This is a genomic window from Paraburkholderia sp. GW821-FHT02A12 (assembly GCF_059422005.1).
Window position 1 is genome coordinate 1912641 of record NZ_JBWKWA010000002.1, and the last position, 24963, is coordinate 1937603.

The following is a 24963-nucleotide window of genomic DNA, read 5'->3' on the forward strand; positions in this document are numbered from 1 at the left end:
TCTGTTGCGCCGAACTATACGGGTTTCGCCGCTTATCGAGCCGGACACTGCGCGAACAACAGCATGACCGACTGACCCGAAATCACGCCAGAATTTGACGTTGCTCGTGCTACTGTGCCTCCCGGGCTTACGTGTTCTGTCAATCGTCGTCGTTAGACTCCGCGAACCGCACCTCGGGCAGAGGATCGTCTCGCGCGGATCCCAGAATTTCGAGCAGGCCGTCGTCGGGCTTCTCGCTTCGCTTTAAGATATCCCGCGCCAGTCGGACACACGCGGCGCGAACGGACGATGCGCTAACCGCTTCGCGGCTCCCATACTGTATGCCGGCATAGTCCCTCTCCTCAAACAGCACAGGGATGCTGTCAGTCAAAACCGCTATCTCTTGCGTGTCGAGCCAACCGTTGTTGTGCATCTGTCGCGCGGTCCACAGTAGTGCGGCCAAACCGGCGGACCTGCCGGAGGCGAGCACGTAGATCATATGGCGAATCAGATTCGTGCAGCTGTCTAGTCCGGCAATTTCTCGCCACGTCAGAAGAGCATGTGAGGCGTAGGCGACAACATTGGCTTCGCGGTCGTGAAGTCCGTGCCGGATTTCGGCCTCGATTTTCTCTTTCAGATTCGCCGCGCATTGATAAAAGTATGTAAGCCCGATCAGGGCCGAAAATGCTCCGACCTCTGAGTAGAATGAGTAAAGGCGTTCGAAGCGCTCCTCGCTCAGGGCGTTGCTGTCGAGAGCCGGTACGATGGAACGCGATAGCACCTGGCCAATGAGAACGCCGCGCTGTTTCCTGTCACGGCTGGCGAGCCCCATCTCGTCGCTGGTTACGGGTTCGGGGCGCCACTGAACGAGCTTGTCGAAATACGCCATTGCCTGCTTTGCAGTGGGACGTTCTCGTACGGCTTTGTCGATTGCCGCATTTGCAATTGCTGCAAGCAGCGCAGGCTCAAACAATCTATCGTCGGTAAGTCCGAAGAGAGCCTGTCTGATGCGTGCCCCGGTAACGTCCGGGTTCGGTGACGGCAACTTTAGCAAGACATATAGAGAAAGGCCGGTCGTCGGTAGGGCCTCAGCTTCCGCGCCACCTGGCCAGATTGAACCGGCAATTTTCTGTAACTCTGCTTCCGAAAGAAAATTGTGCTCGACCAGAGGCAGGAGTCGCTCTAACGCGGGGCGGCTTGTCACGGAGCAGGGGGTAATACGCTCGATGACTTCATCAATTCGCCTGTCAAGCGCCGCGTTGGGGGTTCTTTTCCCGGGAAAGGAGACGACAGGATTGGGCCATTCCTTGAATGACGGGCCATCGATCTCGGCGTGAAGCGGGAAAAGTAGGGCGTCCAGCAGCAGGTCCCGGTGTCGTTCAGCAGGAACGCTGCCCAGGGTATATTCAACCAGATGCTCCAGTACGTCGAATAGCCAATGGTGGCGCAGTTCTTTTGTTTTGCCGAGCTCCATGGCTAGCCGGAATATGTCCATGGCGTCGGTGGGCGTCGCCCGTATTGATACGCGTGCCAGAACTTCTGCAAGCACCCGCAAGCGCGAGATAGAGCTTGACCCACCTCGCTTCGTTACCTTGCTAACCCAATATCGAACAGCCTGTATGCACTGACGTCGGAGCTGCTCTGCTTCTTTCGAGGGGATGCAGGCCATTCGGATACGAGAGAAGGTTCTCTTCAGCGAATCCGACGTATCGCTGTTCGCAGCGCGGATCGAAAGCGGGATTTTGTAAATATCTTCGAGGTCGTCAAGGCGCGTCATCGTGGACGCGGGGGCAGCCAGAAATCCGACGCCATTCCACCGCAGTGGCATGCCGGCGCTAAGCGACACGCCTTCAAGCAAAAGCAGGGGGTGAAGGTCCCGGTTGATCGTAACGACGCCCGAATTCTCCTTGAACATGCCGGGCTCGAATGCCGCGTCTATCTGGTTTCTCTCGTTCTGCTCATCAAGCTCTTTGGCGATTCGTTCCTTTATGTCATCAACGACGTCTGCCGGACTACACCTTGCATCGTTGTAAATCGATGGGAAGCGCTCGAAAGGGACGCTGCCCTTTGACATCTGAGTTCCGCGAAGGAGCCAATGAGCCCATGCCAGCCGCGAGAATACGTGGATGGAGTTTCTGTCGTTTCTGTGCTGAGACAGTAATTCGCTATACGCTTCAGCGAGCAGCTGCTCCCCTTCCTCGAAGCGATTGACATCGGCCAGGAGTGAAGCTTTCCGCATTTTCCATACGGGGTCTGTAGCAACAATATCGTCAGCAAATTTTTCGACTGAGGCGTAGTCAAGGCGATCGCGGGCGGCGATTGCGCGATGGAAGCTGAGCTCTGATGTGATCGCGGGCCAGTGTCGCGCGTTGGCCTGCAATATGGCGGTGGTCTTTTCTTCTATCGCTGTTGATTCTTCGCTGTCAAACCACCGCGTATCTTTAAGCAGCTTGAGGGCAATCTCCATCTGCTGCCTTATTGTCAGCCCGTTTGGTTCGGCTGGATCACATGCCTTGAGCAGTTCTTTTGCGATCCAAGGCAAGGTGACCTCGAATGTCACACTGCGACGCCATGCGATTTCATACAGGAGCCTCGCCCTGTCGTCCGGCTCGAGCTTCGCGATGTTGTGTACGTTCGGAAAAGGATCACTGATTTGCGCCCCAATCTGGAAACGCACAGATGAGGGGCATACCAGCCATCCGGGATAGGACTTTCGATCTGCCTCAAGTGTGGGAAGCTGCTGTTTTAGCAAAGAGGCGCCGTACTCGGCGTCGCGAATGGCACGTGACGCGTCCTCCGCAGACGTCCCCGTCCGATGAAAATTGATTGGCTCCCATTCCGAGGCGGACTTCGGTTCGAGCCGCTTCAATGCGTCCAGAAACAATTCAGTTGCCTTGACGTGCTGGATATCCCGGTCGTCATAATCATCAACGAGCTCGGCAAGGTCGATGGGCGCAATGTTGATGGACTCCAGATATTTGCGCTTTGCTGAAGTAAGCCTCAGCGGTCCTGCAAGGTATATGCGACGTACATGTGTTGTCAGCCGGTCGCGTACCCATCCTGCCCATTGCAGAAAATTTGGGTCATCACCCGAGAATCCGAGCAGGCACAACTCGTTTTCGACAAACACCTGACGCGCGAAGTTGACGAAGGTTGCATATTGCTCGGGGTATCTCCGGTAGTCCTCTTGCGTGAACACCAGCTCGTCGGTGATGTTGACCGTGCCATGCAGTTTCACTATCCGGGGTGAGCGCGCACTCGAAAGTTCCTCCTGACGACGAACGACATTGTAGACCTGTGTATGTACGTCTTGCGCCGCGCGTTCAAGCAATGTGTCCCAGTTGGTCGTCAATACCTCGGACCACGGCAGCTCAAGAAGGGACTTGTAGAGTGGGCCTGGCGTCCACCCAAGGTCGTTGATTTCCTTCGTGATGAGGTCGTGCAGGTTCTGCTTTCCGAAGTAGGCGGAATACACTTCCGCGAGACGGAGGGGATCCATGGCGGCGCTCTCTTTGAGTTCGCCGGCCAGAAGTCTCGAAAAGTCGCCCCAGAGCGAGAGTTTCTTGTCAGCATCTCCTGTCGTCGCGGCGCCCCGGCTGAAGCCAGCGCCAACCATAACGGCCGCGCCGTGGAATGCATTGTCAAGTTGCCACAGTGCCGACGCGAACTTCTTCAAGGCGGCGTAATCCGGCAGGTCTTCGATTGAATTGTTTTCTTCGTTATTCATCTTGGGATGTTTGATGACATTCGGATCGTCTTGGGTATCGTACACCCGGTATTGGTGGTGCTTGTCGCACCGAGTTGCTTGCCCGCATGGTTACTGGCCGGTCGTTGAGATGACGGTCGCACGAGGTCGATGGGCTCGAAGGGGCTTGAGATTTTAGAGTGCACTAGGGGGCCTGCTGGTTTCGCGATGGATAGGCGCACCCCTTCAATCGGCCGTTTCAGGCATAGCTTCGCCGACGGGATCATCGGATAGATCACGAATTCGTAGTTGTCGCAGTGGCGGCATGTCGGTCGCAAGCGAACAGCTGACTGGACTAATCCGTATTCGGCTGCGACCTTGCCCGACGGCGCGGAATTGCGCGTGGCACGGCCGGGCAAGAAACGCAAAAGCAATTTCCGATCCCGGCTCCACTGAAGTTGCAAAATTTCCACATATAGTGTATTGACCGCCAGTATGGCACCACATATAGTGCTAGCACTCCCGGCATGAGAGGCTAACGGAAAGTCGGCTTAAAGCCTTCCAAAAGTCGACGCTGCTTGATGTGGCACTAAATTCAGAGCGCTTCCGGCAGGTAGCGGATAACCGAACCAACATGACTTGGCGGCGCAGAACCCGTTCGCGCCGAATTCACCCGAATGCGTGCGTCCGTTGATAACAAGGGCTCGCACCTGACACCGGAGCTGCGCATGTCTATCGTCAAGAGTTTCTCCGTGGGAAACGGCGACATGTTCTACATCAAGCACAACAGCGATAACTTCACGATTATCGACTGCAATCTCACTGATGAGAACAAGGACGCAATCGTCGCCGAGCTGAAAAAAGAGTCGGCCAGCAAGAGCATCACTCGCTTCATCTGTACCCACCCGGACCAGGATCACTTTGGGGGAATCGAACTGCTCGATGATGAAATGCCCATCCGGAATTTCTACGTCGTCAAGAATCAAGCCGTCAAGGATACGGACACGGACTCGTTCACGCGCTATTGCGAGCTTCGAGACGACGCGGACAAGGCGTTCTATATCCACAAAGGCTGTAAGCGAAAGTGGATGAATCTTGGCGACGATACGCGCGACACGTCGGGCATCAGCGTCCTGTGGCCGGATACCAATAACGCCGATTTTAAGGAGGCGCTGGCAGACTGCGAAGTGGGTGACTCATATAACAATACGTCGGCCGTCATTCGATACAAGCTTGAGAGCGGAGCAAGTGTGATGTGGTTGGGTGACCTCGAAACGGAGTTCATGGAAAAGATCGAGGATCACATCAAGCTCGAGAAAACCACAATCGTTTTCGCTTCACATCACGGTCGAGAGTCAGGAAAAATTCCTGACTCGTGGCTTGAGAAATTGGATCCGCAGATCATCGTGATCGGCGAGGCTCCCTCGCGGCATTTGAACTATTACACGGGCTATCAGAAAATCACCCAGAACCGTGCCGGCGACATCATCATGGAGTGCGTCGAAGGTAAGGTGCACTTTTACGTTTCCAATTCGACATACGTCGGGCCGAGCAAGCTCAATAACGAATCGAGGACCACGTTTCCCAACTATATCGGCACCCTCGAAGTAGAAGTGGAATACACGCTCGACGCTTAAGTCAGGTAGAGCGCTCGCCGAGGACATCATATGGATAGCGATCGTATTGCGCCGGAACTGACTTCGTTTCGGGCGACAGTCAACAATGAGGCCGCGCTCGCAAAGGGTACGGCGTCACAAGGTATCGAGGCCCCTGAAATCGGTCAGCTCGAAATCGCGCTGGCGCTGTCAGGCGGAGGGGCTCGTGCGATGGCATTCCATCTCGGTGTACTGCGGTACCTGGCAGAGCAGGGTATGTTGGAGCGCGTTTCGCGGGTCTCGACTGTATCCGGCGGCAGCCTGCTGATGGGACTTATCTTTAACCAGTGCAACATGAACTGGCCATCGTCCGCAGGCTTCGTTGAGCAGGTGTACGAACCGCTGCGTACTCAGATGAGCCGACGTAGCCTCGCCTTCGACGCGATATGCAAACTGTTGCTTCCACAAAACTGGCGCTATGTGTTGTCCCGGGCGAATCTGAACGCGAAATCGCTACGGGGCTGGGGCGTTACGCATTGCCTCAAAGACCTGCCAACGCGTCCGGAATGGTCGATCAACGGGACGACCGCTGAGACCGGGCGACGGTTCCGGTTTAAGCGAGACTCGATGGGGGACTGGAAGTCCGGCTACGCTCCCGGCGGCGAGTTCGCGCTATCGAGTGCGATGGCCGTATCGGCGGCCTTTCCGGGACTGATCGGGCCGCTCTCCATCAAGACCGGAGCATTCTCATGGATGCGCCGAAAGGAATGGGATGCCGGTAAGCCAGCGGAACCGGTGACGTTGCCCTACAAGAACCTGCACCTTTATGACGGTGGCGTCTACGACAATCTGGGACTAGAGCCGTATTTCGATGTTGGCAAACAGCAGCCAAAAATTGCTGGGACCGTCATCTACGTTTCGGATGCAGGCGCTCCACTTGCCGACGGGCGCGCACCCTTCTTCAGCTTGTTTCGGGCGAAGCGCCTCGCCGATATCATGTCGGAGCAATCGCGGACGTTACGGGTGCGTTCATTTGTTAGCTACCTCGAGGGATCTGGCAGTGCTGGCGCCTATACCTACATCGGGACGAAGATTCACGGCCGAGACCAGGCAAATGCTACGTTCGTACGCGATTTCCCGACGAATCTCTCCCGGATGAAGGTTGACGTTTTTGATGCGATTGCCGGCCATGGATACGCTGTCGCGGGGGACATCGAACGCCAGTATGGCCTGCTCGCAAATCTAAAGAAGTAGGTTGCAGATGGTCGGTGCGAGGGGCTCCTCGAAAGGGCAGCGGTCGAGCGTGTCGCGAAGCGGTATGATGCGCGAGCATTGGGCGCTACCCAAAGCAGTTCTGGCGACGTGCGCTCGCCGGAACGCATCGTCGGTTTCAAGTCCGTGCGAAATCGCTTGGATTCAGTTCGAGCCGGGCTGCGCTGCGTGCGCGCAGCTTTGCGCTCGTCGGTCGCGCGGATGCGGCCGTAGCCGCTAAAGAAAGTCTTAAGGATCTGGGCGTCCGTGGCATCCGGCGCTAGCCAGAAATACGCTTCCAGTGCCGCAATGGTGATGACGCATTCGGCGAGGCCATTTTGGTGCGTCAGCCAAAAGGCCACGCCTGCGTGGTTGGTGTCACGCGCGCGATGCGCTGAGGTCATTCTCGCTGAAGCCTATCGAGTCGCCCATCTGCCAGACAGCCTGATCCCGGCTCCTCATCGAACTTGCACAGGGTGTCGCGCGCGTCGGCACCGCCGAGATGACGCCGGGCATGGCAGGAGCACTGGGAGTCTTCATTGATTTGCCTCCCACGAAGCTTCTTTGGCGGGCCCGGTGGTTCCCCGACAATGCCCGTTGGCCGTCCAAGGATTGCCTGTTGTAAACGTTGTAGGCAGATGACGACGAGCTATCTTCCCTACGATCCACAACAGCAGTTCCTGCTGCCCCATGCGCTGCAAGATTGGCTGCCTGAAGGGCACGCAATTTCGTCGTCGACCAAGCCATTCTTTGGTAGGTCGGCGCGCCAAACCGAAAGCGGTCGCGATGCCGGACGCTGTGGCGTCCCCGCTGTCAGCTCAAAACTCGTCTGCCGCGCAGCCTCCTAGGCTCCGTCTGTTTGGCGGCGATAGCCCCTCTCATGTCGCATACGAGCCTTTCATTGGGAATTTCGTCCGAACGCACTCTACACAGCGTCTGATGGCCCGGTGATGCTGTTGCGGTCAAGGATTTCCTTCATCTGTTGCTAAAATGCGACAACAATAGGCCAAGAAATTGCGAGATCATTCGGCGTAGGCTTTGGCGTAGGTTTGTGCGCGAGAGCCCGTCGGACAAGGTCGCGTCAATACTTCGACGAGAACGAGTAACTGCGTTAAAGGTGAATTAAAGGTGAAGCGCGCCGGTCGCCGCTTGCAAGCGGCGACCGGCGTTGCGGCGTCGATTTCGACGGTATAACGGCGCGCTTCAATTCAGTTCGCGTCACGACACGACAGCTTAAAACAAACCAAAGTCGTCGTTGCTGTCGGGGATCGCGTTGAGTACATTCCGAAGCGCACGCCAGCCGATCAGTCCCGCGAGACTTGCCAGCAGCATCGCTAGCCCGTAGCGAGGGATGCTGATGTTTGTGCGCGTGGCGAAGCTTCGTTTTGCCGCCACATTCCGCGATGCCTTCGATACGCGCAGCAGAGGGCAGGTGTACATGCCGTTTCTCCTATGACGTGCGCATTCAGCGTGCCGCCGCAGCCGCGGGGACTGCCGCCACGCGTGACAGGATCGAAGCGAACACGTCCGCGAGAGCCGTGGCGCCGAAGCGCCGTTCGCTGATTTCCGCTTCGACGTCGATGCGGCCGGCGTTGTGCGCGTCGTACAGATCGGTGATCAGGCGCGCGTAGTTCGCCCCGAGTCCGGCGCCCTGGAGCATGGCGGCCCATTCGCCGCGCGGCATGTCGTGTGCGACGATTTCACGGTGAGCCAGTGCGCCGAATGTGTGCGCAACGTCGAATGCACTGAAGCGCTCCTCAGCTTCGATGCTGACCACGCGTGGCGATACCCTGGCCGGGCGGTCGTCGAGCAGCAACTCGGCGGCGAGCAGTCCGACGTCCTGTGCGGCAACCGTCGGAAACAGCTTGCTCAACGGATGATGCAGGCTCGGCAGCACACCTTTGGCGAGCGCGATCGGCAGCACGCGAGCCCAGTTCTGCATATGTTCGGCGGCGCGTAAAAAGATCAGCTGAGTGGCGGCGGGCGCAAGTTGCGTCTCGAGGTAGTGGAACAAGGTCGTGATACCGGTGCCGTCGGCGTGCTCCGCGCCATAGTCGGACAGTGCGAGCACGCGTTGCGGCGGGTTCTCGCGCAATGCGCCGGCGCCCACGTCGATCATGCGGCGCATCGTGGCGACCGGATCGGGGTCCGTATGCGGCACGGGACAAAGCATCTGCACGGCATACGCGCCCTCGATAGCCCGCGCAACCGAACGCGGATCGAGCAGGTCGGCCAGGGCTATCTCACAGCCGATGTCCGCGAGCAGTTCGCCTTGCCGCTCGCTGCGCACTACCGCGCGTACCTTGCGGCCCGCCCGGCGCAACGCCGCGGCGCTCACTCGACCTACATTGCCTGCTGCTCCAAAAATCACAAACACGGTGGGCTCCTTGTCGGATTGGTGTGCTGTCATCATAGGGGCGCGCGAGTGGGGAGACGCGCGGGCAAGGATCGTGATGCGCAGATTCGGATGATTGGTTTTTTGTGGCGCCGCGGCGCGGAAGATCAGGCGTCGGAGCAAGCCAGGCGAAACGGCGCAAAACACCGCACAATGCAGCTACATTGGCCGTCATCTACGAGGGAACGCCATGAATGCCGTGACACCCCTACCGCAACCGCACAGCGGTTCCCGCCTCGCCTTGCGTTCCAGCCAAGCGCTCGGCTGGCGGGGCTTTGGCGCGGAACTGGTTAGCGTCGCCGCCGGTCTGCACCGGATTCCTGCGCTCAAGCATCATCGTGTGGGCGTGCACGTTGGCGCGCCGGTGAGAGCGCGTTGCATGTGCAACGAACGCCGCTATTCGCGGATTCAGGCGCATGGCGATGCCGATGTGATTCCCGCGGGGCTCGACGGGCAGTGGACCGATGAATCCGCGTGCACGATTTTCAGCGTGTGGATCGCCGAAGACTTCGCGCGCAGGACCGTCGAGCAACTGGAACTGATGTCGAGTGAAACTGGCCTTCGTCCGCAGTTTCAGATGCGCGACCCGCGCTTTCAGCATCTGGCATGGGCGTTGCGCGCCGAACTCGAAGCCGACGATGCGTCCGATCCGCTCTACGCAGAAAGCTTGTGCACGGCGATGATCGTGCGGCTGATCGGCGGCGCGCCGATGCTCGACAACAAGCGCCGCACGCTCGCGCCGAAGACGGCTGCACGCGTGATCGACTTTATCGAAGCGCATCTGGATCAGCGTCTTACGCTCACCGAACTGGCTGCGCATGCGGAGTTGAGCGTGCCGCATTTCAAGGTGCTGTTTCGCGAAACGCTCGGCATGCCGGTGCATCAGTACGTGGTGCAGCGGCGCGTCGAACGTGCGAAAACGCTCTTGCTGGAAGGCAAGCTGAGCGCGAGTCAGATCGCGCTCGATACGGGTTTCGCACACCAGAGCCATATGGCGCATTGGATGAATCGGTTGTTGGGGGTGACGCCGCGCGAGCTCGTCAAATCCAGTCCGGATGCAAGCAGCATCATCGATCTGAATTCGCTGAATGCCCGCCGCATCACGACACCCCGATAAGCCTTCAACCTGCAGTGCAGCATCAGCAATCTGGAGTTCCCGCTCTATTGCCCTCAACCGATTTCCATAGCTAAATACGCGGACTTCGCAACCGGAGGCCGTTACATGTCGAAATCGAAGGGTTCTCGCATCGTCGCCTGGGCAATCGCCGCTGCTATCGCCAATGCCCCGCTCGCCGTTCTTCTGACACTCGCGACGCCAGCCGGCATCGATCGCGCGGTCGCCGTCACGTCGAGCATCAGTGCCAACGATTACGCGGCAACCCGTTATCCGATCATCCTCGTGCATGGCCTCACTGGCACCGACAAATACCTCGGCGTGCTCGACTACTGGTACGGCATTCAGTCGGATCTTCAGCAGCATGGCGCGACGGTGTATGTGGCAAACCTGTCAGGCTTCCAGAGCGACGACGGTCCCAACGGCCGTGGCGAACAACTGCTCGCTTACGTGAAGCAGGTGCTCGCGGCAACCGGTGCGCAGAAAGTGAATCTGATCGGCCACAGTCAGGGCGGCCTGACGTCGCGCTACGTCGCTGCGGTGGCGCCTGAACTGGTCGCATCGGTGACGACCATCGGCACGCCGCATCGCGGCTCGGAGTTCGCCGACTTCGCGCAGGACGCGTTGCAAAAAGACCCGACCGGTTTGTCGACGCCGATCATCGGTGCATTCGCAAATATATTCGGCATCCTGACGAGTAGCACGAACAACACGAATCAGGACGCGGTGGCTGCGCTCCAAACGCTGACCACGGCGAACGCCGCGGCCTACAACACGCGCTATCCGAGCGCGGGGCTCGGCGCGCCGGGCTCGTGTCAAACGGGCGCGGCAACCGAGACCGTCAACGGCAACACGCATCTTTTGTACTCGTGGGCGGGCAGCGCCATTCAGCCGACCTCGCTGCTCGGCATCACCGGCGCCACCGATACGAGCGTCGCGCCGATCGATGCGGCCAGTCTCCTCGATGCGTCGACGCTCGTGCTGTACGGCACCGGCGCCGTCATGGTGAGCCGCCAGTCGGGGCAGAACGACGGCCTGGTCTCCGTGTGCAGCGCGCTCTACGGCAAGGTGCTCGGCACTAGTGTCCTGAGTTAGAAATTCATTGAAAGATGTCAATCCCGTACTAAAGTGTCTTGTGTGGCACTTGATACGGGAGGTAACGATGAGCGGACGGCCCAAAGGAGAACTCGTGCTGAGCGAATCGGAACGCGAACAACTGCAAGCGCTGACGATGCGACGCAAGACGGCACAGGCCCTGGCATTGCGGGCGCGCATCGTACTGGCTTGTGCCGATGGTATGGATAACAAGACAGTTGCGGCGAAACAGCGGGTCACTCAGCAAACGGTTTCGAAGTGGCGGGCGCGGTTCGTGATCCACCGTCTGGACGGACTGCTTGATGCGCCTCGGCCCGGCGCGCCGAGAACGATCGATGACGCGCGCGTCGATGCTGTCATTGCGAAGACGCTCGAGTCCGTTCCTGTCGGAGCTACTCACTGGAGCACGCGCACGATGGCTCATGAGATGAAATTGTCGCAGACCGCAGTCACGCGAATCTGGCGTGCTTTTGGTTTGCAACCGCATCGGCAGGAAACGTTCAAGCTCTCCAGCGATCCGATGTTCGTCGACAAGGTGCGAGATATCGTCGGGCTTTATCTGGATCCGCCGCTCAAGGCCATGGTGCTGTGCGTGGACGAGAAGAGCCAGATTCAGGCGCTGGACCGCACGCAACCCATATTGCCACTGGCACCCGGCATCGCTGAGCGACGCACGCATGATTACATGCGCCACGGCACGACCACGCTGTTCGCTGCGCTGGACATTGCTACTGGTGAAGTGATCGGGGAGGTACATCGGCGCCATCGCAGCAGCGAATTCCTGCGCTTTCTGCGTACCATCGAAGCCAGCGTGCCATCCGGTCTGGATGTGCATCTGGTGATGGACAACTATGGGACGCACAAAACACCCTCGATCAAAGCCTGGTTCGCTCGCCATCCTCGCTTCCATGTTCACTTCACGCCCACTTCGGCGTCCTGGCTTAATCAGGTCGAACGCTGGTTCGCCACGCTCACTGAAAAATACCTTCGACGCGGCACGCATCGATCGACACGTCAGCTCGAAGACGCGATTCGTCATTACCTGGACACCTATAACGCTAATCCCCAGCCGTTTGCCTGGAGCAAGTCGGCTGACGAGATCCTGGCCAGCCTCGAACGGTTTTGTGTGCGGGTTCGTAAGGCCGCGGGAGTAGCACCATGAAAATCAATACCGATGCAATTGATGAAGTCGCCCTGGCACTCCTCTACCTGACCCTGCATGATCGATACCGCGCATGGAAGGGTTTCGACTGGGATGTGCTAAATCGGCTCTACGAACGCGGCTTCATTGATGATCCGGTCAACAAGACGAAATCCGTGATCTTTACCGAAGAAGGGTTGCGCGAGTCCGAGCGGCTTTTTAATCAGCATTTCGTCATTTCGGATAGAGCGGAAGATTGATTCAACGAACTTCTAACTCAGGACACTAGCTACAAGTGGAACCATCTCGACGAGATCAATCAGTTGCTCGGCGTACGTGGTGCGAATGCGGCGGACCCGGTCGCGGTGATCCGCACGCAGGCGAACCGGTTGAAGACGCAAGGCGTCTGAGCGGATGCGCCGGTTCGACGGGCAGCGGGGCAGTGCACGCAGTCAGTGGCTGGTGTTTTCGGCGGTGGGCGCTCTGTCAGCGGGCGCCGCATTGTGGTTGAACGGCGCGCCGTCCGCGCGCGATGTGTCTGCCGCGCATTCGGCTAACGCGGCGAGTACCGCACAACCGCTGCTCGCATCGAACCCGGACCCAGCCGCGCGCTTGCAAACTCCGGGCGCTTTACCGGCTTCGCTCGACGGCTCAGCGCCACCGCATCTGCCGACCGACGGCCGAGGTCATCTGGCGCACACGCGGGCGGTCCGCGATTTCTTCGACTACTTTCTGACGACGCAAAACGAGGTTTCGGCCGCCACGCTCGACGCATTGGTGCGCCGTCAGATCACCGCACAACTCGACGGCACGCCGGCCGCCGACGAAGCATTGGCCGTCTGGCAGCGCTACAACGCCTATCGCAGCGCACTCGCGCAGTTGCCGCAAGCGCCGACGCAAAGCGGCGCAAAGATGGATCTGGACGCGCTGCAACTCGCACTCGATCAGCGCGATGCATTGGGTACGCGGTTAATGGGCGACTGGAACGAAGCATTTTTCGGCAGGGAATCGCAGCGCCAACACACGGATCTGGCGCGCCTGCGCATTGCGTCAGATACCTCATTGAGCGACGCGCAGAAAACCGCGCGTCTTGCCGCGCTCGACGCGGCATTGCCGCCGGAAATACGCATGGCGCGTGAACGGGCACAACAGCAGCAGGCATCGATCGACGCAATCAGCCGCGCACAAATGCAGGCGCAAAAGCAGGGCGCCTCGCCAGAAGCGCTGCGCGCGCAGATCACGCAAACACTCGGCTCTGAGGCGGCGGAGCGCGTCGTGCAGATCCAGCAAGCCGACAACGCCTGGCAAGCCCGTTACGCCGACTACGCAACCCAGCGTGCTCAGATCGACAAACAGGATTTGCCGCCGCAGCAGCGCGAGGCGCAGATCGCGCAATTGCGCCAGCAGTTCTTCGCGAACCCGAGCGACGCCATGCGGGCGGCGTCGCTCGATCGCGGTTCGGGAAGCTGAGCCGACACGACGGAGACGGCGAAGGTGGCGAAAGCGGCGAATCAGCCCGGCGCTGAGCCGGTCAATTGCGAATACACATCATGCGACAGTTGCAGCAGCACCTTCCGGTCGATACCGCCTGACACCGCATAACCGAAGTCGCCGTCCACCCAGTAGAACACGTTCACCGGTCCGTCCTGATAGAGCTTGAACGCGGTGGTGTTCGCATTTGCCTGACGGCGCGAAATGCACAGTGTCACGCGTTCGCCGTTCGGGCCGCGATACATGAACTGCGCGGTCGGTCCGTCGGCGCCGGGCAGCAGGCGGCCGCCCGACAGGTTGAAACCGCTCTTCGACAGAATCGGCGGATGCACGTTCGTGCCGAGCCGGTTGGACAGCCAATGCACGAACTCCTGGTCGTGATCCGCGTCGATATCGGCGGGCCGGTCGATGGCGGGCATATAAACCACATGCGCTACCGCAGCTTGCCGCGCGAATCCTTCGGAGCCGTCCGTACTGACTGCGTGCGTGTCCGAGCCCGAGCGGCTCGCGAGCGGCGCGATGACGTTCTGCCCCATATGCGTGCCCACGCCGATGCCGATCCCCAGCACCAACGCCGCGGCCATACCGGCGAACTGCGGCCAGTTGGCGGCGATGCGCCAGCGGCGCCGACCGGCCGCACGCGCTTGCAGGCGCTTGGGCACGGGTTCGCTCAGCACGCGGTCATAGCGCTCGTGGAACATGCTATTCAGCGAGAAATAATCGCTGACGCGCGCGGCCAATTCGGGGCTGTGTTCAAGCGCGCGCTCCACCGCGACACGGCGCTCGTCGGACAGCGTGCCGTCCACGTACGCGTGAAGGTCCTCTTCGCCGATCGGCAAGTGTTGGTCGCTCATCGCACCACCTGTAATTTCGCACCGGGCTGCGTGCCCGCCATCAATGCCCGAAGCCGCTCGCGACCGCGCGAAAGCCGCGACATCACCGTGCCGATCGGAATGTTAAGCGCGAGCGCCACGTCGGCGTAGCTCATTTCTTCGAGGCCGACCAGCAGCACCACTTCGCGCTGCTCCACGGGCAGGCGCTGCAACGCATAGTCGAGGTCGCGCATTTCCAGTGAACGGGTCTGATCGGACGGCACGGCGAATTCGCTTTCGTGCACGCTGTCGTCGTCGACCGGGACGTGCACGGCGCGCACTGAAGCCTTGCGTGCCTGATTGGCGAACACGTTATGCATGATCGTGAACAGCCACGCGCGCAGGTCGGTGCCTTGCTGGAACATGCCGGTGCGGCCAAGCGCGCGTTCGAGCGTGTCCTGCACCAGATCGTCGGCCAGATCCCGGTTGTTGATCAGCGCTCGCGCATAGCGCCGCAAACGCGGCACATGCTCCATCAACTCGTCACGGACATCCATTTTTCATCCCAATCCTGGGGCTTCTCGTAGGGCGCCGAGTGGGCGGTCATCGCTTGGGCCACCACGCGCATTTCAGGTGCGAACACGCGTGGGCGCATTTTATTCCCTTGCCGATGATGTGGCCGTCGAGCGTCGTGGGGCATCGGATCGTTACCGCATCGTCAGTGCATCGGCGACGAATAGTTGGCTCATCGTCAGCACATCGTCATTGCATCGTCAGTGCATCGGCGGCCCGCATCAGGCCGTGCGTGCGGGCGTCGCCGGCAACCACGAAGCGTTGCCATTGCGCCGTCCAGGTCAGCAGGCGGATATCGCCGATCCGGCGCGCGGCCCATTGCGGCCGCGACGGCGCCAGCGGCGCCAGGGCGGACATCAACACCACGGGCCGGTTGTCCGCATTCAGATAGACGAATTCGGTGGCTCGCTGGAGCGGCCCGAGCGCGAGAGACCTTTCGTCGACGAGCCGCAAGCCGACCGCCGCGAGGTCGGGCGCCGACGCGCTGGTTCGCGTCGGCGAAGCAGCGGAGAACTGCACGGCTGCGGTTTCCGCCAGCGCCATCACGGCGGCGTTGTCGAGCGCCCGAGCGGATACCTCGGTCGCCGCGAGCCAACCGCTGGCGGTTGCCAGCACCAGAACGAACGCCGCTATCGTCTTCACAGCCTTGCTGTGACGCATCGCTGTCCTCAGCCGACGAAGTGAGCCGCGCAATGAATGGCGCCGTCCTGTTGCGCAGTCCGTCGCCAGTTCGTCAGTTGTTTGAAAGGCCTGTTGAATCTGCGTATTCAGTCTGCCGTAGAACGCCACGCGGCGCGCTTCCGCCTGATCTTTCCCCAGATAGTCCCGCAGAAAGGCGGCGCGTTCCGGCGTCAGCATGCCGTCGGCGTACGCCTGAATGTCCGCTTCGGACAGCGGCGAATCGCGGTGGGAGTCAATGGGGTTCATGGCGCCTGCATGCGTCGAATTTCAGCTTTCGAGTAGCAAACACCTGCACGCGCCGGTTTATTCCATGCGCGTGACGAACCGTTGGCGACACAGCCGGATGCCGGGCGAACCCATTCGCGCGAGGTTTTATTCCGCGTTCCAGCTATGTTTTTTCGCGCATCGACGCAGGAATAAAAGCTGGAAACGCGGGGTTCTCCCTCATGCAAACCCGCACAAAACTCACTGGAGTTCATCATGAAGAAGATCGCATTTGCCGCGTTGTCCATCGTCGTGCTCGCCGCTTCGTCGAGTGCTTTTGCACAAGGCAAGACACGCGCTCAGGTGTACCAGGAATTGATCGAAGCGCAACAGAACGGTCTTGACTACGTCACCGATGCATCGTATCCGGACGTGAGTCCGGTCTTCGCACAACAGGTCGAGCATCACAAGGAAGCGCTCGCCGCTCAGGCGGCGGCCGGTGCCAGCCGCGTTGCAAGCAGTAGCGCGCCGGCCGGCAGCGTCAATTGAGCGTATCGATAGCCGGCGCGCGTATCGAACGCGCGCGCCGGCTATCGAGTGGAATAGTTCGCATGCATCGCGTGTTAGCCGGCATGTGAACCTGTTCCAACGCCAAGGAGTCTTCGTGACAAAACCCTCCGTTTCCAACCCTGAACCTGTCTGCGTGCCGTGCCGCCTCGCCGCGATCGGCGCGGTGGTGCTGGTTCTCGCCGGCGGCTTTGCCTATACGGCGGGCTGGCTGACGCCCGCGCGTCTTACCGCGCCGCGTTTCATCAATACGTTCGAAGCCGTGGCTGGCAAGCCGCATCCGGGCTATCGCCGCAATCATGCAAAGGGACTGTGCGTAGCGGGCTATTTCGATAGTAACGGCGACGCTGCGGTGCTCTCGCACGCGGCCGTATTTGCGCGTGGCCGCACGCCGGTCACGGGCCGCTTCGCAGTTCCGGGCGGCAACCCGTCCGCACCCGACACCAGTTCGCCGGTGCGCAGCATGGCTTTGCTGTTTCAGTTGCAGGACGGCGAGCAATGGCGCATGGGCATGAATTCGACGCCCGTCTTCGCGGTTCATACGCCTGAGCAGTTCTATCAGCAACTGCTTGCCGCGAAGCCCGACGCGGCCACCGGCAAACCGGATCCGGCGAAACTGAAAGCGTTTTACGCAGCGAATCCGGAGACCAGACCTTTTCAGGCATGGGTGAAGGCGCATCCGCCGTCATCGAGTCTGGCCAACGCCGCGTACTACAGCATCAACGCATTTCGTTTTACCGATAGCGCGGGCAATAGCCGCGCCGTGCGCTGGGCGATGGTGCCCGAGACGCCCTATGCGCCGATCACCGACGCGCAAAAAGACGAGAAGAATTTCTTGCAGGCCGACCTCGATCAACGCCTGCAAAATGGACCGTTGCGCTGGCATCTGATCCTGACGGTCGCGGAGCCGGGAGACCCCACCGACGACGCCACGCTGCAATGGCCTGACGATCGTCGGCATATCGACGCCGGCACGCTGGTGATCGATCGCACGACGTCGCAGGAAGATGGCGCATGCCGCGACGTCAACTTCGATCCGACTATCTTGCCGGCCGGCATTCAGCCTTCGAACGACCCGCTGCTCGCCGCGCGCTCGGCGGCATACGCGCTTTCATACCAGCGCCGCACACGCGAAGAAGCGCTGCGCCCCGCGATTCATCAATCACAGACATCACAGACAAACGGAGCTCGGTCATGACGGCGGCGCACACACATTTCAGTCCGCTCGCGCGGTTCTTGCATTGGACGATGGCGCCGCTGATCGTCGCGATGTTGTTCATCGGCGTGGGGATGGTCGCGACCGTTTCGCACGCGCATAACACGCTGATTGCAATTCACAAACCGTTGGGCATCGCGCTGCTCGCGTTGGTGCTGTTGCGCGCGAGCGTGCGGATCAAACGCGGCAGCCCGCCGCTGCCCGACGATATGCCCGCGCCTCAACGTGTCGCCGCCAAGGCGTCGCATCTCGTGTTGTATGCATTGATGGCGGCGATGCCGTTGATCGGTTGGGCCATGCTGTCGGCGGCAGGCTATCCGGTCACGCTATACGGTCCGCTGCATTTGCCGCCGATCGCGCCGCACGACGTCAGGCTCTTCGCGGTGCTGCGCGCGTGGCATACGTGGCTTGCCTTTGCCTTGTTCGCGACGGTGTTGCTGCATCTCGCCGCGGCGCTGTTTCATGGGCTGATCCGCCGCGACGGCGTGTTTTCGAGTATGGCGCGGGGCGGACGCTAACCTTTCACCCGCGCCGACCGCTGATCATAAGGCGCCTTCAGATGCACGGCAGCCGGCAGCAGATCGCCGGCGACGTCGATCGCATATCGCCCGCTGTTCAGATACGCGGTATCGGCAACGCCGTCGGGATTGTCGACATAGCCCATCGCCGCCGGATCCCCGCTCTAGGCCGTTCGTCCGGCGGCTCGCGCCGCCTCCGCAGCCAACTTCGTCCAACGCGTAAAATGGCCGGTTACCACGGACAATCGAGGCCGTGGCGGAAACACCTCGGCAGGCGGGATGCACCGCTTGCCGCCTTGACTTTTCGCCCGTACGCGCCCTTGCCGGTCTGAATATAGGGATGGAATACGCTGATGTCGTCGTATTTTTTTGATCGAGACCAGATTGCGGATTGGCTGGGTGAGCACACAGTGGCCAAAGCCCGCTCGGTCGGCGCCGTCACGAACCTGCGATGGGATGGCGACACGCTCAGCGCCGACGTGCAGGGCACACAAAGGAGCCCCTATCACACGCGGGTGCGCTTCTATCATGGGAAGCGTTCGATTTGGGCCGATGGGGACTGCACCTGTCCAGTCGGAACCAACTGCAAGCATGCTGCCGCCTTGCTGCTCGCGGAGCTCGAGTATCACGAAGAGATGGACCATGTGACCAACGTCGATACGGACGAGCACTGGCCACCAGAGCATCCGCAGGCTGCGCGAGCCGGGAAAAAACCGGAACCGCCCCCCGGCGTGCGCCCCGAACTGGTCAGCTGGCTCGAGCGTTTTCGTGCGCGCGCCGAGGCCGACGCTGCTGTCGCTCAGAAGGCGAGTTCCGCGCGTACCCAGACGCTGGCGTATCTGCTCAACTGGTCCAACTTCCACATGCGCCATGAGGTCGTGCTGTACAAGGCGCGCTGCAAACCGGACGGCACAATCTTCGAAGTCGACGAACCGTGGGGCAATGTGGAAGCGGCGTTGCTGAAACAACCGAAGTTCGTCTCCGACGAGGACCTGTCTATCTTGCGCGGCCTGTGGCTGGGCCGTTCCCGTGAAGACTTCGGCCAGTTCATTCTGCGCGGCACGAGCGGCGCGGAAATGTTGCAAAAGCTGATCGCGACGGGGCGTCTGTTCTTCGAATTCAAACCCGGGCCCGGCCATCAGGGGCCGACACCGCTGTCGCGCGGCGCCGACCGGCCCGGCCGGATCGAATGGGAGCCGCTTGCGGACGAGCGGCTGCGCCCCGCGCTGTGCACCGAGCCGCGCGCCAGCATGGTGCTGCCCACCGAGCCGGTCTGGTATGTCGACGGCGTCTCGAACGAGGCCGGCATCGTCGAGTTGTCGCTGCCGTTCCAGCAGTTGCCCGATTACCTCGCCATGCCGCCGATCTCGCTCGCCGAAGCGCCGCTGGTTGCCGCGGTGCTGCGCGAGATCGCGCCCGATTTGCCGCTGCCGCCCGCGCATGACGCGTCGGCGATTCGCGTGATCGACGTCGATCCGGTGCCGATGCTGACGCTCAATAGCCACTCGCTGCCGTCCGGCGGCAAAGCCGGTCAGCGCAAGTCCGAGGCGGTGGAACTCGCCGGCGTCAGCTTCGACTACGACGGCATCAGCATCAACGTGGACAGCAGCGTTACGCTGGTGCCGGTGCCGGGCGGCGACGTGATTCATATCCGGCGCCGCTACGAGGTCGAAAAGAAACGCCTGCTCGAATTGCGCAAGACCGGCCTGCAACGGGTCCCGACCAGCCGCGTCTACGCCTCGCGGTTATTGCCCGACACGATGCTCGGTCTGCCGGACGCCGACGCGTGGTCCGCCTTCGTCAACGACGCCGTGCCGGAACTCGTGAGCAAAGGCTGGCGCATCAGCATGGCGCCGGAATTCCGCTACAACGTCATCGAGATCGACGCGATCGACGGTACGGCGCATCAGGCGGGCGACGGCTGGTTCGATCTCGAGATGGGCATCCGGGTCGGCGAGCGCAATGTGCGGCTCGAGCCGCTTCTGGCCGACCTGTTCCGGCGCGACCGGCGCTGGCTCGGTGGCGCGCTGGAAGCGATCGCCGACGACGAGCCGATCGAGCTGAAGACGGAAGAGAACAAGCGTCTGCGGCTGCGCGCCGACCGGCTGAAACCGGTGGTGCGCGTGCTGGTCGACCTGTTCGACGCGTTGGGCGGCTCGCTTGCCCAAGGCGCGGCGCTGCGTGTGCCTGCCGTCGATGCCGGCCGGCTGGAAGCGTTGAACAGCACAGGCCGTTGGCAGTTTCAGGGTGAAGCTTCGATCCGCCAACTGGCGCAGCGCCTGCAGGCCGGCCCGGGCTTGCGCGAGGCGCCGGTGCCGCGCGGGCTGCAAGCGGAATTGCGCGCGTACCAGCAGCAGGGCCTGAACTGGATGCAGTTTCTGCGCGAACACGATCTGGCCGGCGTGCTGGCCGACGACATGGGTCTCGGCAAGACCGTGCAGACGCTGGCGCACATCCTCGCGGAGAAGGAGGCCGGGCGGCTCGACCGTCCCGCGCTGATCGTCGTGCCGACCACGCTAGTGCACAACTGGCGCGAGGAAGCGCGCCGTTTCGCGCCAGAACTGAAAGTGCTGGTGCTGAACGGCCCGCAGCGCAAGGAGCGCTTCGAGCAGATCGGCGGGCACGAACTGATTCTGACGACCTACGCGCTGCTATGGCGCGACCAGAAGGTGCTTGCCGAGCACGACTATCACTTGCTGATTCTCGACGAGGCGCAATACGTCAAGAACGCGACCACCAAGGCCGCCCAGGCGATTCGCGGGTTGCGCGCGCGGCATCGGCTGTGTCTGACCGGCACGCCGCTGGAAAATCACCTCGGCGAACTGTGGTCGCAGTTCGACTTCCTGCTGCCGGGCTTTCTCGGCAGCCAGAAAGACTTCACCAAACGCTGGCGCAATCCGATCGAGAAGAACGGCGACGGCGTGCGCCGCGCGTTGCTGGCGCGGCGCATCCGCCCGTTCATGCTGCGCCGTCGCAAGGACGAGGTCGCGAAGGAGTTGCCCGCGAAGACCACCATCGTGTGCTCGGTGGACCTGGAAGGCGCGCAGCGCGATCTCTACGAAACCGTGCGTACGGCGATGCGGGAACGAGTGCGCGCGGCGGTCAGCGCGCAAGGCCTTGCGCGCAGTCACATCATCGTGCTCGATGCCTTGCTGAAACTGCGCCAGGTATGCTGCGATCCGCGCCTCGTTAAGGCGATCAAGGCAGACAGGGAGGCGGGCGAGAAGAGTGAGCAGGTAAAACAGGTCGAGAAGGGCGCGCGCCTGACACGTTCGGCCAAGCTCGATCTGTTGTTGTCAATGCTGCCGGAGCTGATCGAGGAAGGACGGCGCGTGCTGCTGTTCTCGCAGTTCACCGGCATGTTGTCGCTGATTGCCGAGGCGCTGGAGGAAGCCGCGATTCCCTATGTGATCCTGACCGGCGACACCGCCGACCGCAGCACGCCGGTCGAGCGGTTCCAGCAGGGCGAGGTGCCGCTGTTCCTGATCAGCCTGAAGGCGGGCGGCGTGGGCCTGAACCTGACCGCCGCCGACACGGTGATTCACTACGACCCCTGGTGGAATCCCGCCGCCGAGAATCAGGCGACCGACCGCGCGCATCGGCTGGGGCAGGACAAGCCGGTGTTCGTCTACAAGCTGATTGCGGCGGGCAGCATCGAAGAGAAGATCGTCGAGTTGCAGGAACAGAAGGCGGGACTGGCCGACAGCATTCTGTCCGAAGACGCTGCCGGCGCCACCAAGTTCTCGGACGACGATCTCGACGCATTGTTCGCGCCGATGCCGGAGATTGAAGGGGGGAGATGACGTCGATCGAGTGGTTTAAACGCCAGGGCAGCCGCGGTGCATTATCAAATCCATCTAACAATCTTTAAACGATTTATTTTGAGACAGTTCTTATACTGTCTCGCAAATTGTCAAATTTCTCGTTTCCCGAATGCGGGACGTGGAATGACATGAGAAGGCAGACGGGGCCATTCACCGTGCGGGCGAGACCAGCCAAACCGAAGTACGACCCCTGGCGGTCGATAATTGAATATCCAGGAGCGCCGGAAAGAGCCTGAGAGAGAACTTGGGAAACGTCGGGAAACGTAGGGGAGAGGCTCGCGCAGCACCGGACCGGGCCGGATCGCCGCTTAATCTCATCCGGAAGAAAGACGGCTGTTTTCGATTATGATGATTCGCCTTCGTGGCTATTGACGCGACAAAAAGCAAAAATAGGCGCCAATTTTGAGACAGGACGGCGACGGATCTGGACAGGGCGCGGGGCCTTGGCGCCCGATAATCGAAAAAGAGTGAAGTCGAGGATGAAACGAGGAGCCGGATCGACGGCGTAGCTGCCGTCAAACCCGGTCATCGACCGGCCTGCCGGCCACCAGATACGAAGGACGATGTCGCGTTGCGGGGTTCTATGAGAATTGCAGTCCTTGATGACGATCCGGCTCAGGCCGATCTTGTATGCCAGACGCTGTCGGCGGCGGGCCATATCTGTCACGCGTACGGCGCGGGCCGTGAACTGGTGCGGCAGCTGCGGCGCCAGACTTTCGACCTGCTGGTGCTCGACTGGAACGTGCCCGACATGTCCGGCGAAGACGTGCTGCGCTGGGTGCGCGAAAGCCTGTCCGAGCGTTTGCCGGTGCTGTTCATGACGAGCCGCGGCCGCGAGACCGATATCACCTCGATCCTCAACACCGGCGCGGACGACTACGTCGTCAAGCCAGTCTCGGCGGCGGTGCTGCTGGCGCGCGTCGGTTCGCTGCTGCGCCGCGCGTATCACCTGAAGCCGGCCGCGGCGAAGGAAGTCTTCGGCGAATTCGAGTTCGATCTGGGCTCGAAGCACGTGGTGGTGCGCGGCACGACGGTGACCGTGACGCAGAAGGAATTCGAACTCGCGTTGCTGTTGTTTCAACATCTGAGCCGGCCGCTGTCGCGCGCGCACATCCTCGATGTGATCTGGAAGCAGGCCACCGATATTCCCTCGCGCACGATGGACACACACGTGTCGATGCTGCGCAGCAAGCTCGGCTTGCGCCCGGAGCACGGCTATCGTCTGACGCCGATCTACGGCTATGGCTATCGGCTCGAGCGGCTTGAGCGGATGGAGCGGATGGAGCGGATGGAGCCCGGCGCACCGGTCGCGAGCGACGAACGCCCTGAAGCGGGGGGCGTGTGACGGTTTCCTTCGACACGGCAGCGCGCGGTATCGTGCGCTCGCCGGGCCGCCGAGCGTGCGCAGTGCTGGCGGCAGGTCTGAGCGCCGCCGTGACGTGCTTCGCACCGGCATTGGCCGACGCCCAAACGTCCCGCCCGTCGAAGCCACGCGCGACGGCCGCCGCGCCGCTCTATGTCTCGTACGTGACCCACGATGGCGACACGCTATATGACATTGCTGGCCGCTATATGCGCGATCCGCAGGATTGGGCCGTCCTGAGCCGCCTGAATCACGTGCCCGCGCCGCGCCGCCTGCCGGCCGGAATTGCGCTGCGGCTGCCGGCCGGCCAGCTCAGGCAGGACCCGGAATCGGCGCGCGTCATCGCGACGAGCGGCCCGGCCGAGCGCGCGTTCGGCAAGAACCCCTACACCCCGCTGTCAGTCGGCATGACGATCGGCGAAGGCGACCGCATCCGCACCGGCCATGACGGTTTTGTCACGTTGGAGTTGCCGGACGGTTCGCACGTATCGATGTTGCAGGAAGGCATGTTCGACATCGGCAAGCTCCGGAACACCGTGCTGACCGGCGCGGCTGATCGGGTCCTCGAACTGCACCGCGGCGAAGTCGACAGCGAGGTGACGCACGCCACCAAAAAGGACGACCGTTTCCAGATTCACTCGCCTTCCGTGGTGGCAGGCGTGCGAGGCACGCGTTTCAAGGTGGCGTACGACGGCGGCGCGCAGACCACCGCCGTGGAAGTGCTGGACGGCGCGGTCGGCGTCGATCCTGCCGGCGTCGGCGGCCACGCGAATGCGCCGCTGCCGGGGGTGCCGTTGCAGGCGTCCGCGCAACTCGTCAAGGCGCACTTTGGCAGCATCACGCGCGCGGGCAGCGAGATCGGCGATCCGGTCGAACTGCTGCCCGCGCCGGCGCTCACCGATCCGGCGAAGGTGCAGGACGGTAAGACGGTCGCTTTCGACCTCCTGCCGGCCGAGCGCGCGGTGGCCTACCGCGTGCAGATCGCGCGCGATGCCGATCAGCTCGACCTGATCCGCGATCTGCGGGTGAGCGCGCCGCATGCGGATTTCGGCGAACTGGCCGACGGCACCTATTTCGTGCGCATCGCCGCGATCGACAGCAATGGGCTCGAAGGTTTGCCGCAGGTGTACGGCTTCGACCGGCGCCAGTTCGGGCTGGCGGCGTCGGCGGCGCAGCGCGCCGGCAGCCGCGACTACGAATTCCGTTGGTTCGTCGGCCGCACCAATGTCGAGACGCGCTTTCGCTTCGTGCTGGCGACAACTGAAGATTTGCGCCACCCGATCGTCGATCGCACCGATCTGACGGGCGGGCAACTGGTCGTGAGCGATCTGCCGCGCGGCGTTTACTATTGGACGGTCGTCGCCGAACAGTTCGAGAACGGCAGGTTCTATGAGAAGAGCAGCTCGATCCATTCCTTCACGCTTGCGCGCTGACACCGATAGAATCGCTGACTTGAGAA

19 protein-coding genes and 3 pseudogenes are annotated in these 24963 nt (G+C 61.4%); 14 read left to right on the forward strand and 8 right to left on the reverse strand.

Going from position 1 to position 24963, the window contains the following annotated elements:
- Positions 1-139 precede the first annotated feature (139 nt).
- Entirely contained in the window at positions 140-3751 is a 3612-nt protein-coding gene (locus tag AC07WT_RS29990) for an SIR2 family NAD-dependent protein deacylase (protein WP_494949764.1), read from the reverse strand.
- Between the two features lie 641 nt (positions 3752-4392).
- On the opposite strand from AC07WT_RS29990, the gene AC07WT_RS29995 reads away from it, so the two are divergent.
- Together AC07WT_RS29995 and AC07WT_RS30000 are read left to right on the forward strand one after the other, a co-directional pair.
- Positions 4393-5301: a ComEC/Rec2 family competence protein gene (locus tag AC07WT_RS29995; RefSeq protein ID WP_494949765.1), complete on the forward strand. Its 909-nt coding sequence runs from the start codon at positions 4393-4395 to the stop codon at positions 5299-5301.
- A gap of 30 nt (positions 5302-5331) precedes the next feature.
- Positions 5332-6513 carry a patatin-like phospholipase family protein gene (locus AC07WT_RS30000; protein WP_494949766.1) on the forward strand — a complete coding sequence of 394 codons (1182 nt, stop codon included), beginning with the start codon at positions 5332-5334 and terminating at the stop codon, positions 6511-6513.
- Between the two features lie 136 nt (positions 6514-6649).
- On the opposite strand, the pseudogene AC07WT_RS30005 reads toward AC07WT_RS30000, so the two are convergent.
- The 3 genes and pseudogenes from AC07WT_RS30005 to AC07WT_RS30015 form a co-directional block, all read right to left on the reverse strand.
- Positions 6650-6914, reverse strand: a pseudogene (locus AC07WT_RS30005) (DUF1488 family protein).
- A gap of 829 nt (positions 6915-7743) precedes the next feature.
- Complete coding sequence (locus tag AC07WT_RS30010; RefSeq protein ID WP_494949767.1) at positions 7744-7950, reverse strand: hypothetical protein; 207 nt, start codon at positions 7948-7950, stop codon at positions 7744-7746.
- A 25-nt stretch (positions 7951-7975) separates the two neighbouring features.
- Entirely contained in the window at positions 7976-8887 is a 912-nt protein-coding gene (locus AC07WT_RS30015) for an NmrA family NAD(P)-binding protein (RefSeq protein WP_494949768.1), read from the reverse strand.
- Positions 8888-9095: 208 nt separating this feature from the next.
- On the opposite strand from AC07WT_RS30015, the gene AC07WT_RS30020 reads away from it, so the two are divergent.
- From AC07WT_RS30020 to AC07WT_RS30045, 6 genes and pseudogenes are all read left to right on the forward strand, one after another.
- Positions 9096-10022 (forward strand): helix-turn-helix domain-containing protein, encoded by a 927-nt coding sequence (locus AC07WT_RS30020; protein ID WP_494949769.1) that lies wholly within the window; start codon positions 9096-9098, stop codon positions 10020-10022.
- A gap of 105 nt (positions 10023-10127) precedes the next feature.
- Positions 10128-11102 (forward strand): annotated as a pseudogene (locus tag AC07WT_RS30025) (triacylglycerol lipase); the annotation flags it as partial.
- 79 nt (positions 11103-11181) lie between these two features.
- A complete protein-coding gene (locus AC07WT_RS30030) occupies positions 11182-12276 on the forward strand; it encodes an IS630 family transposase (protein WP_492596519.1) in 1095 nt (364 codons plus the stop codon).
- Entirely contained in the window at positions 12273-12515 is a 243-nt protein-coding gene (locus AC07WT_RS30035) for a DUF6429 family protein (RefSeq protein ID WP_429259590.1), read from the forward strand. Before AC07WT_RS30030 ends, AC07WT_RS30035 begins: the two co-directional genes overlap by 4 nt.
- 24 nt (positions 12516-12539) lie before the next feature.
- A pseudogene (locus AC07WT_RS30040) lies at positions 12540-12665 on the forward strand (triacylglycerol lipase); the annotation flags it as partial.
- A 4-nt stretch (positions 12666-12669) separates the two neighbouring features.
- Positions 12670-13725, forward strand: coding sequence for a lipase secretion chaperone (locus AC07WT_RS30045; RefSeq protein WP_494949770.1), 1056 nt, complete (start codon positions 12670-12672; stop codon positions 13723-13725).
- Positions 13726-13766: 41 nt separating this feature from the next.
- Here the strand turns inward: AC07WT_RS30045 and AC07WT_RS30050 are convergent, their stop codons facing one another.
- The 3 genes from AC07WT_RS30050 to AC07WT_RS30060 form a co-directional block, all read right to left on the reverse strand.
- Positions 13767-14600, reverse strand: coding sequence for an anti-sigma factor family protein (locus AC07WT_RS30050; protein WP_494949771.1), 834 nt, complete (start codon positions 14598-14600; stop codon positions 13767-13769).
- A complete protein-coding gene (locus tag AC07WT_RS30055; RefSeq protein WP_115105270.1) occupies positions 14597-15115 on the reverse strand; it encodes a sigma-70 family RNA polymerase sigma factor in 519 nt (172 codons plus the stop codon). Before AC07WT_RS30055 ends, AC07WT_RS30050 begins: the two co-directional genes overlap by 4 nt.
- Positions 15116-15320: 205 nt before the next feature.
- Positions 15321-16058 (reverse strand): anti-sigma factor family protein, encoded by a 738-nt coding sequence (locus AC07WT_RS30060; RefSeq protein ID WP_494949772.1) that lies wholly within the window; start codon positions 16056-16058, stop codon positions 15321-15323.
- A 234-nt stretch (positions 16059-16292) separates the two neighbouring features.
- Here AC07WT_RS30060 and AC07WT_RS30065 point away from each other — a divergent pair, with 234 nt between their 5' ends.
- The 3 genes from AC07WT_RS30065 (at position 16293) to AC07WT_RS30075 (ending at position 18317) form a co-directional block, all read left to right on the forward strand.
- Entirely contained in the window at positions 16293-16565 is a 273-nt protein-coding gene (locus AC07WT_RS30065; RefSeq protein ID WP_494949773.1) for a DUF4148 domain-containing protein, read from the forward strand.
- Positions 16566-16680: 115 nt separating this feature from the next.
- The gene (locus AC07WT_RS30070; RefSeq protein WP_494949774.1) at positions 16681-17781 is read left to right on the forward strand and encodes a catalase family peroxidase; all 1101 of its coding nucleotides are present in this window, start codon (positions 16681-16683) and stop codon (positions 17779-17781) included.
- Entirely contained in the window at positions 17778-18317 is a 540-nt protein-coding gene (locus AC07WT_RS30075; RefSeq protein ID WP_494949775.1) for a cytochrome b, read from the forward strand. Before AC07WT_RS30070 ends, AC07WT_RS30075 begins: the two co-directional genes overlap by 4 nt.
- On the opposite strand, the gene AC07WT_RS30080 is transcribed toward AC07WT_RS30075, so the two are convergent.
- Positions 18314-18463 (reverse strand): hypothetical protein, encoded by a 150-nt coding sequence (locus AC07WT_RS30080; RefSeq protein WP_494949776.1) that lies wholly within the window; start codon positions 18461-18463, stop codon positions 18314-18316. The two genes, AC07WT_RS30075 and AC07WT_RS30080, sit on opposite strands and share 4 nt — an antisense overlap.
- Positions 18464-18670: 207 nt before the next feature.
- Between AC07WT_RS30080 and AC07WT_RS30085 the strand changes: the two genes are divergently transcribed.
- The 3 genes from AC07WT_RS30085 (at position 18671) to AC07WT_RS30095 (ending at position 24937) form a co-directional block, all read left to right on the forward strand.
- Positions 18671-22120: a DEAD/DEAH box helicase gene (locus tag AC07WT_RS30085; RefSeq protein ID WP_494949777.1), complete on the forward strand. Its 3450-nt coding sequence runs from the start codon at positions 18671-18673 to the stop codon at positions 22118-22120.
- A gap of 604 nt (positions 22121-22724) precedes the next feature.
- Entirely contained in the window at positions 22725-23486 is a 762-nt protein-coding gene (locus AC07WT_RS30090; RefSeq protein WP_494949778.1) for a response regulator transcription factor, read from the forward strand.
- On the forward strand, positions 23483-24937 hold the full coding sequence (locus AC07WT_RS30095) for a FecR family protein (protein WP_494949779.1): 1455 nt from the start codon (positions 23483-23485) through the stop codon (positions 24935-24937). Before AC07WT_RS30090 ends, AC07WT_RS30095 begins: the two co-directional genes overlap by 4 nt.
- The last annotated feature ends 26 nt before the right edge of the window (positions 24938-24963 follow it).

What these genes read in the sequence shown, in the direction of transcription:
- AC07WT_RS29995 (WP_494949765.1), top strand. Translation starts at nt 4,393, where the DNA reads ATGTCTATCGTCAAGAGTTTCTCCGTGGGAAACGGCGACATGTTCTAC.
- AC07WT_RS30000 (WP_494949766.1), top strand. Translation starts at nt 5,332, where the DNA reads ATGGATAGCGATCGTATTGCGCCGGAACTGACTTCGTTTCGGGCGACA.
- AC07WT_RS30010 (WP_494949767.1), bottom strand. Translation starts at nt 7,950, where the DNA reads ATGTACACCTGCCCTCTGCTGCGCGTATCGAAGGCATCGCGGAATGTG.
- AC07WT_RS30020 (WP_494949769.1), top strand. Translation starts at nt 9,096, where the DNA reads ATGAATGCCGTGACACCCCTACCGCAACCGCACAGCGGTTCCCGCCTC.
- AC07WT_RS30030 (WP_492596519.1), top strand. Translation starts at nt 11,182, where the DNA reads ATGAGCGGACGGCCCAAAGGAGAACTCGTGCTGAGCGAATCGGAACGC.
- AC07WT_RS30035 (WP_429259590.1), top strand. Translation starts at nt 12,273, where the DNA reads ATGAAAATCAATACCGATGCAATTGATGAAGTCGCCCTGGCACTCCTC.
- AC07WT_RS30045 (WP_494949770.1), top strand. Translation starts at nt 12,670, where the DNA reads ATGCGCCGGTTCGACGGGCAGCGGGGCAGTGCACGCAGTCAGTGGCTG.
- AC07WT_RS30050 (WP_494949771.1), bottom strand. Translation starts at nt 14,600, where the DNA reads ATGAGCGACCAACACTTGCCGATCGGCGAAGAGGACCTTCACGCGTAC.
- AC07WT_RS30055 (WP_115105270.1), bottom strand. Translation starts at nt 15,115, where the DNA reads ATGGATGTCCGTGACGAGTTGATGGAGCATGTGCCGCGTTTGCGGCGC.
- AC07WT_RS30060 (WP_494949772.1), bottom strand. Translation starts at nt 16,058, where the DNA reads ATGAACCCCATTGACTCCCACCGCGATTCGCCGCTGTCCGAAGCGGAC.
- AC07WT_RS30065 (WP_494949773.1), top strand. Translation starts at nt 16,293, where the DNA reads ATGAAGAAGATCGCATTTGCCGCGTTGTCCATCGTCGTGCTCGCCGCT.
- AC07WT_RS30075 (WP_494949775.1), top strand. Translation starts at nt 17,778, where the DNA reads ATGACGGCGGCGCACACACATTTCAGTCCGCTCGCGCGGTTCTTGCAT.
- AC07WT_RS30080 (WP_494949776.1), bottom strand. Translation starts at nt 18,463, where the DNA reads ATGGGCTATGTCGACAATCCCGACGGCGTTGCCGATACCGCGTATCTG.
- AC07WT_RS30085 (WP_494949777.1), top strand. Translation starts at nt 18,671, where the DNA reads ATGTCGTCGTATTTTTTTGATCGAGACCAGATTGCGGATTGGCTGGGT.
- AC07WT_RS30090 (WP_494949778.1), top strand. Translation starts at nt 22,725, where the DNA reads ATGAGAATTGCAGTCCTTGATGACGATCCGGCTCAGGCCGATCTTGTA.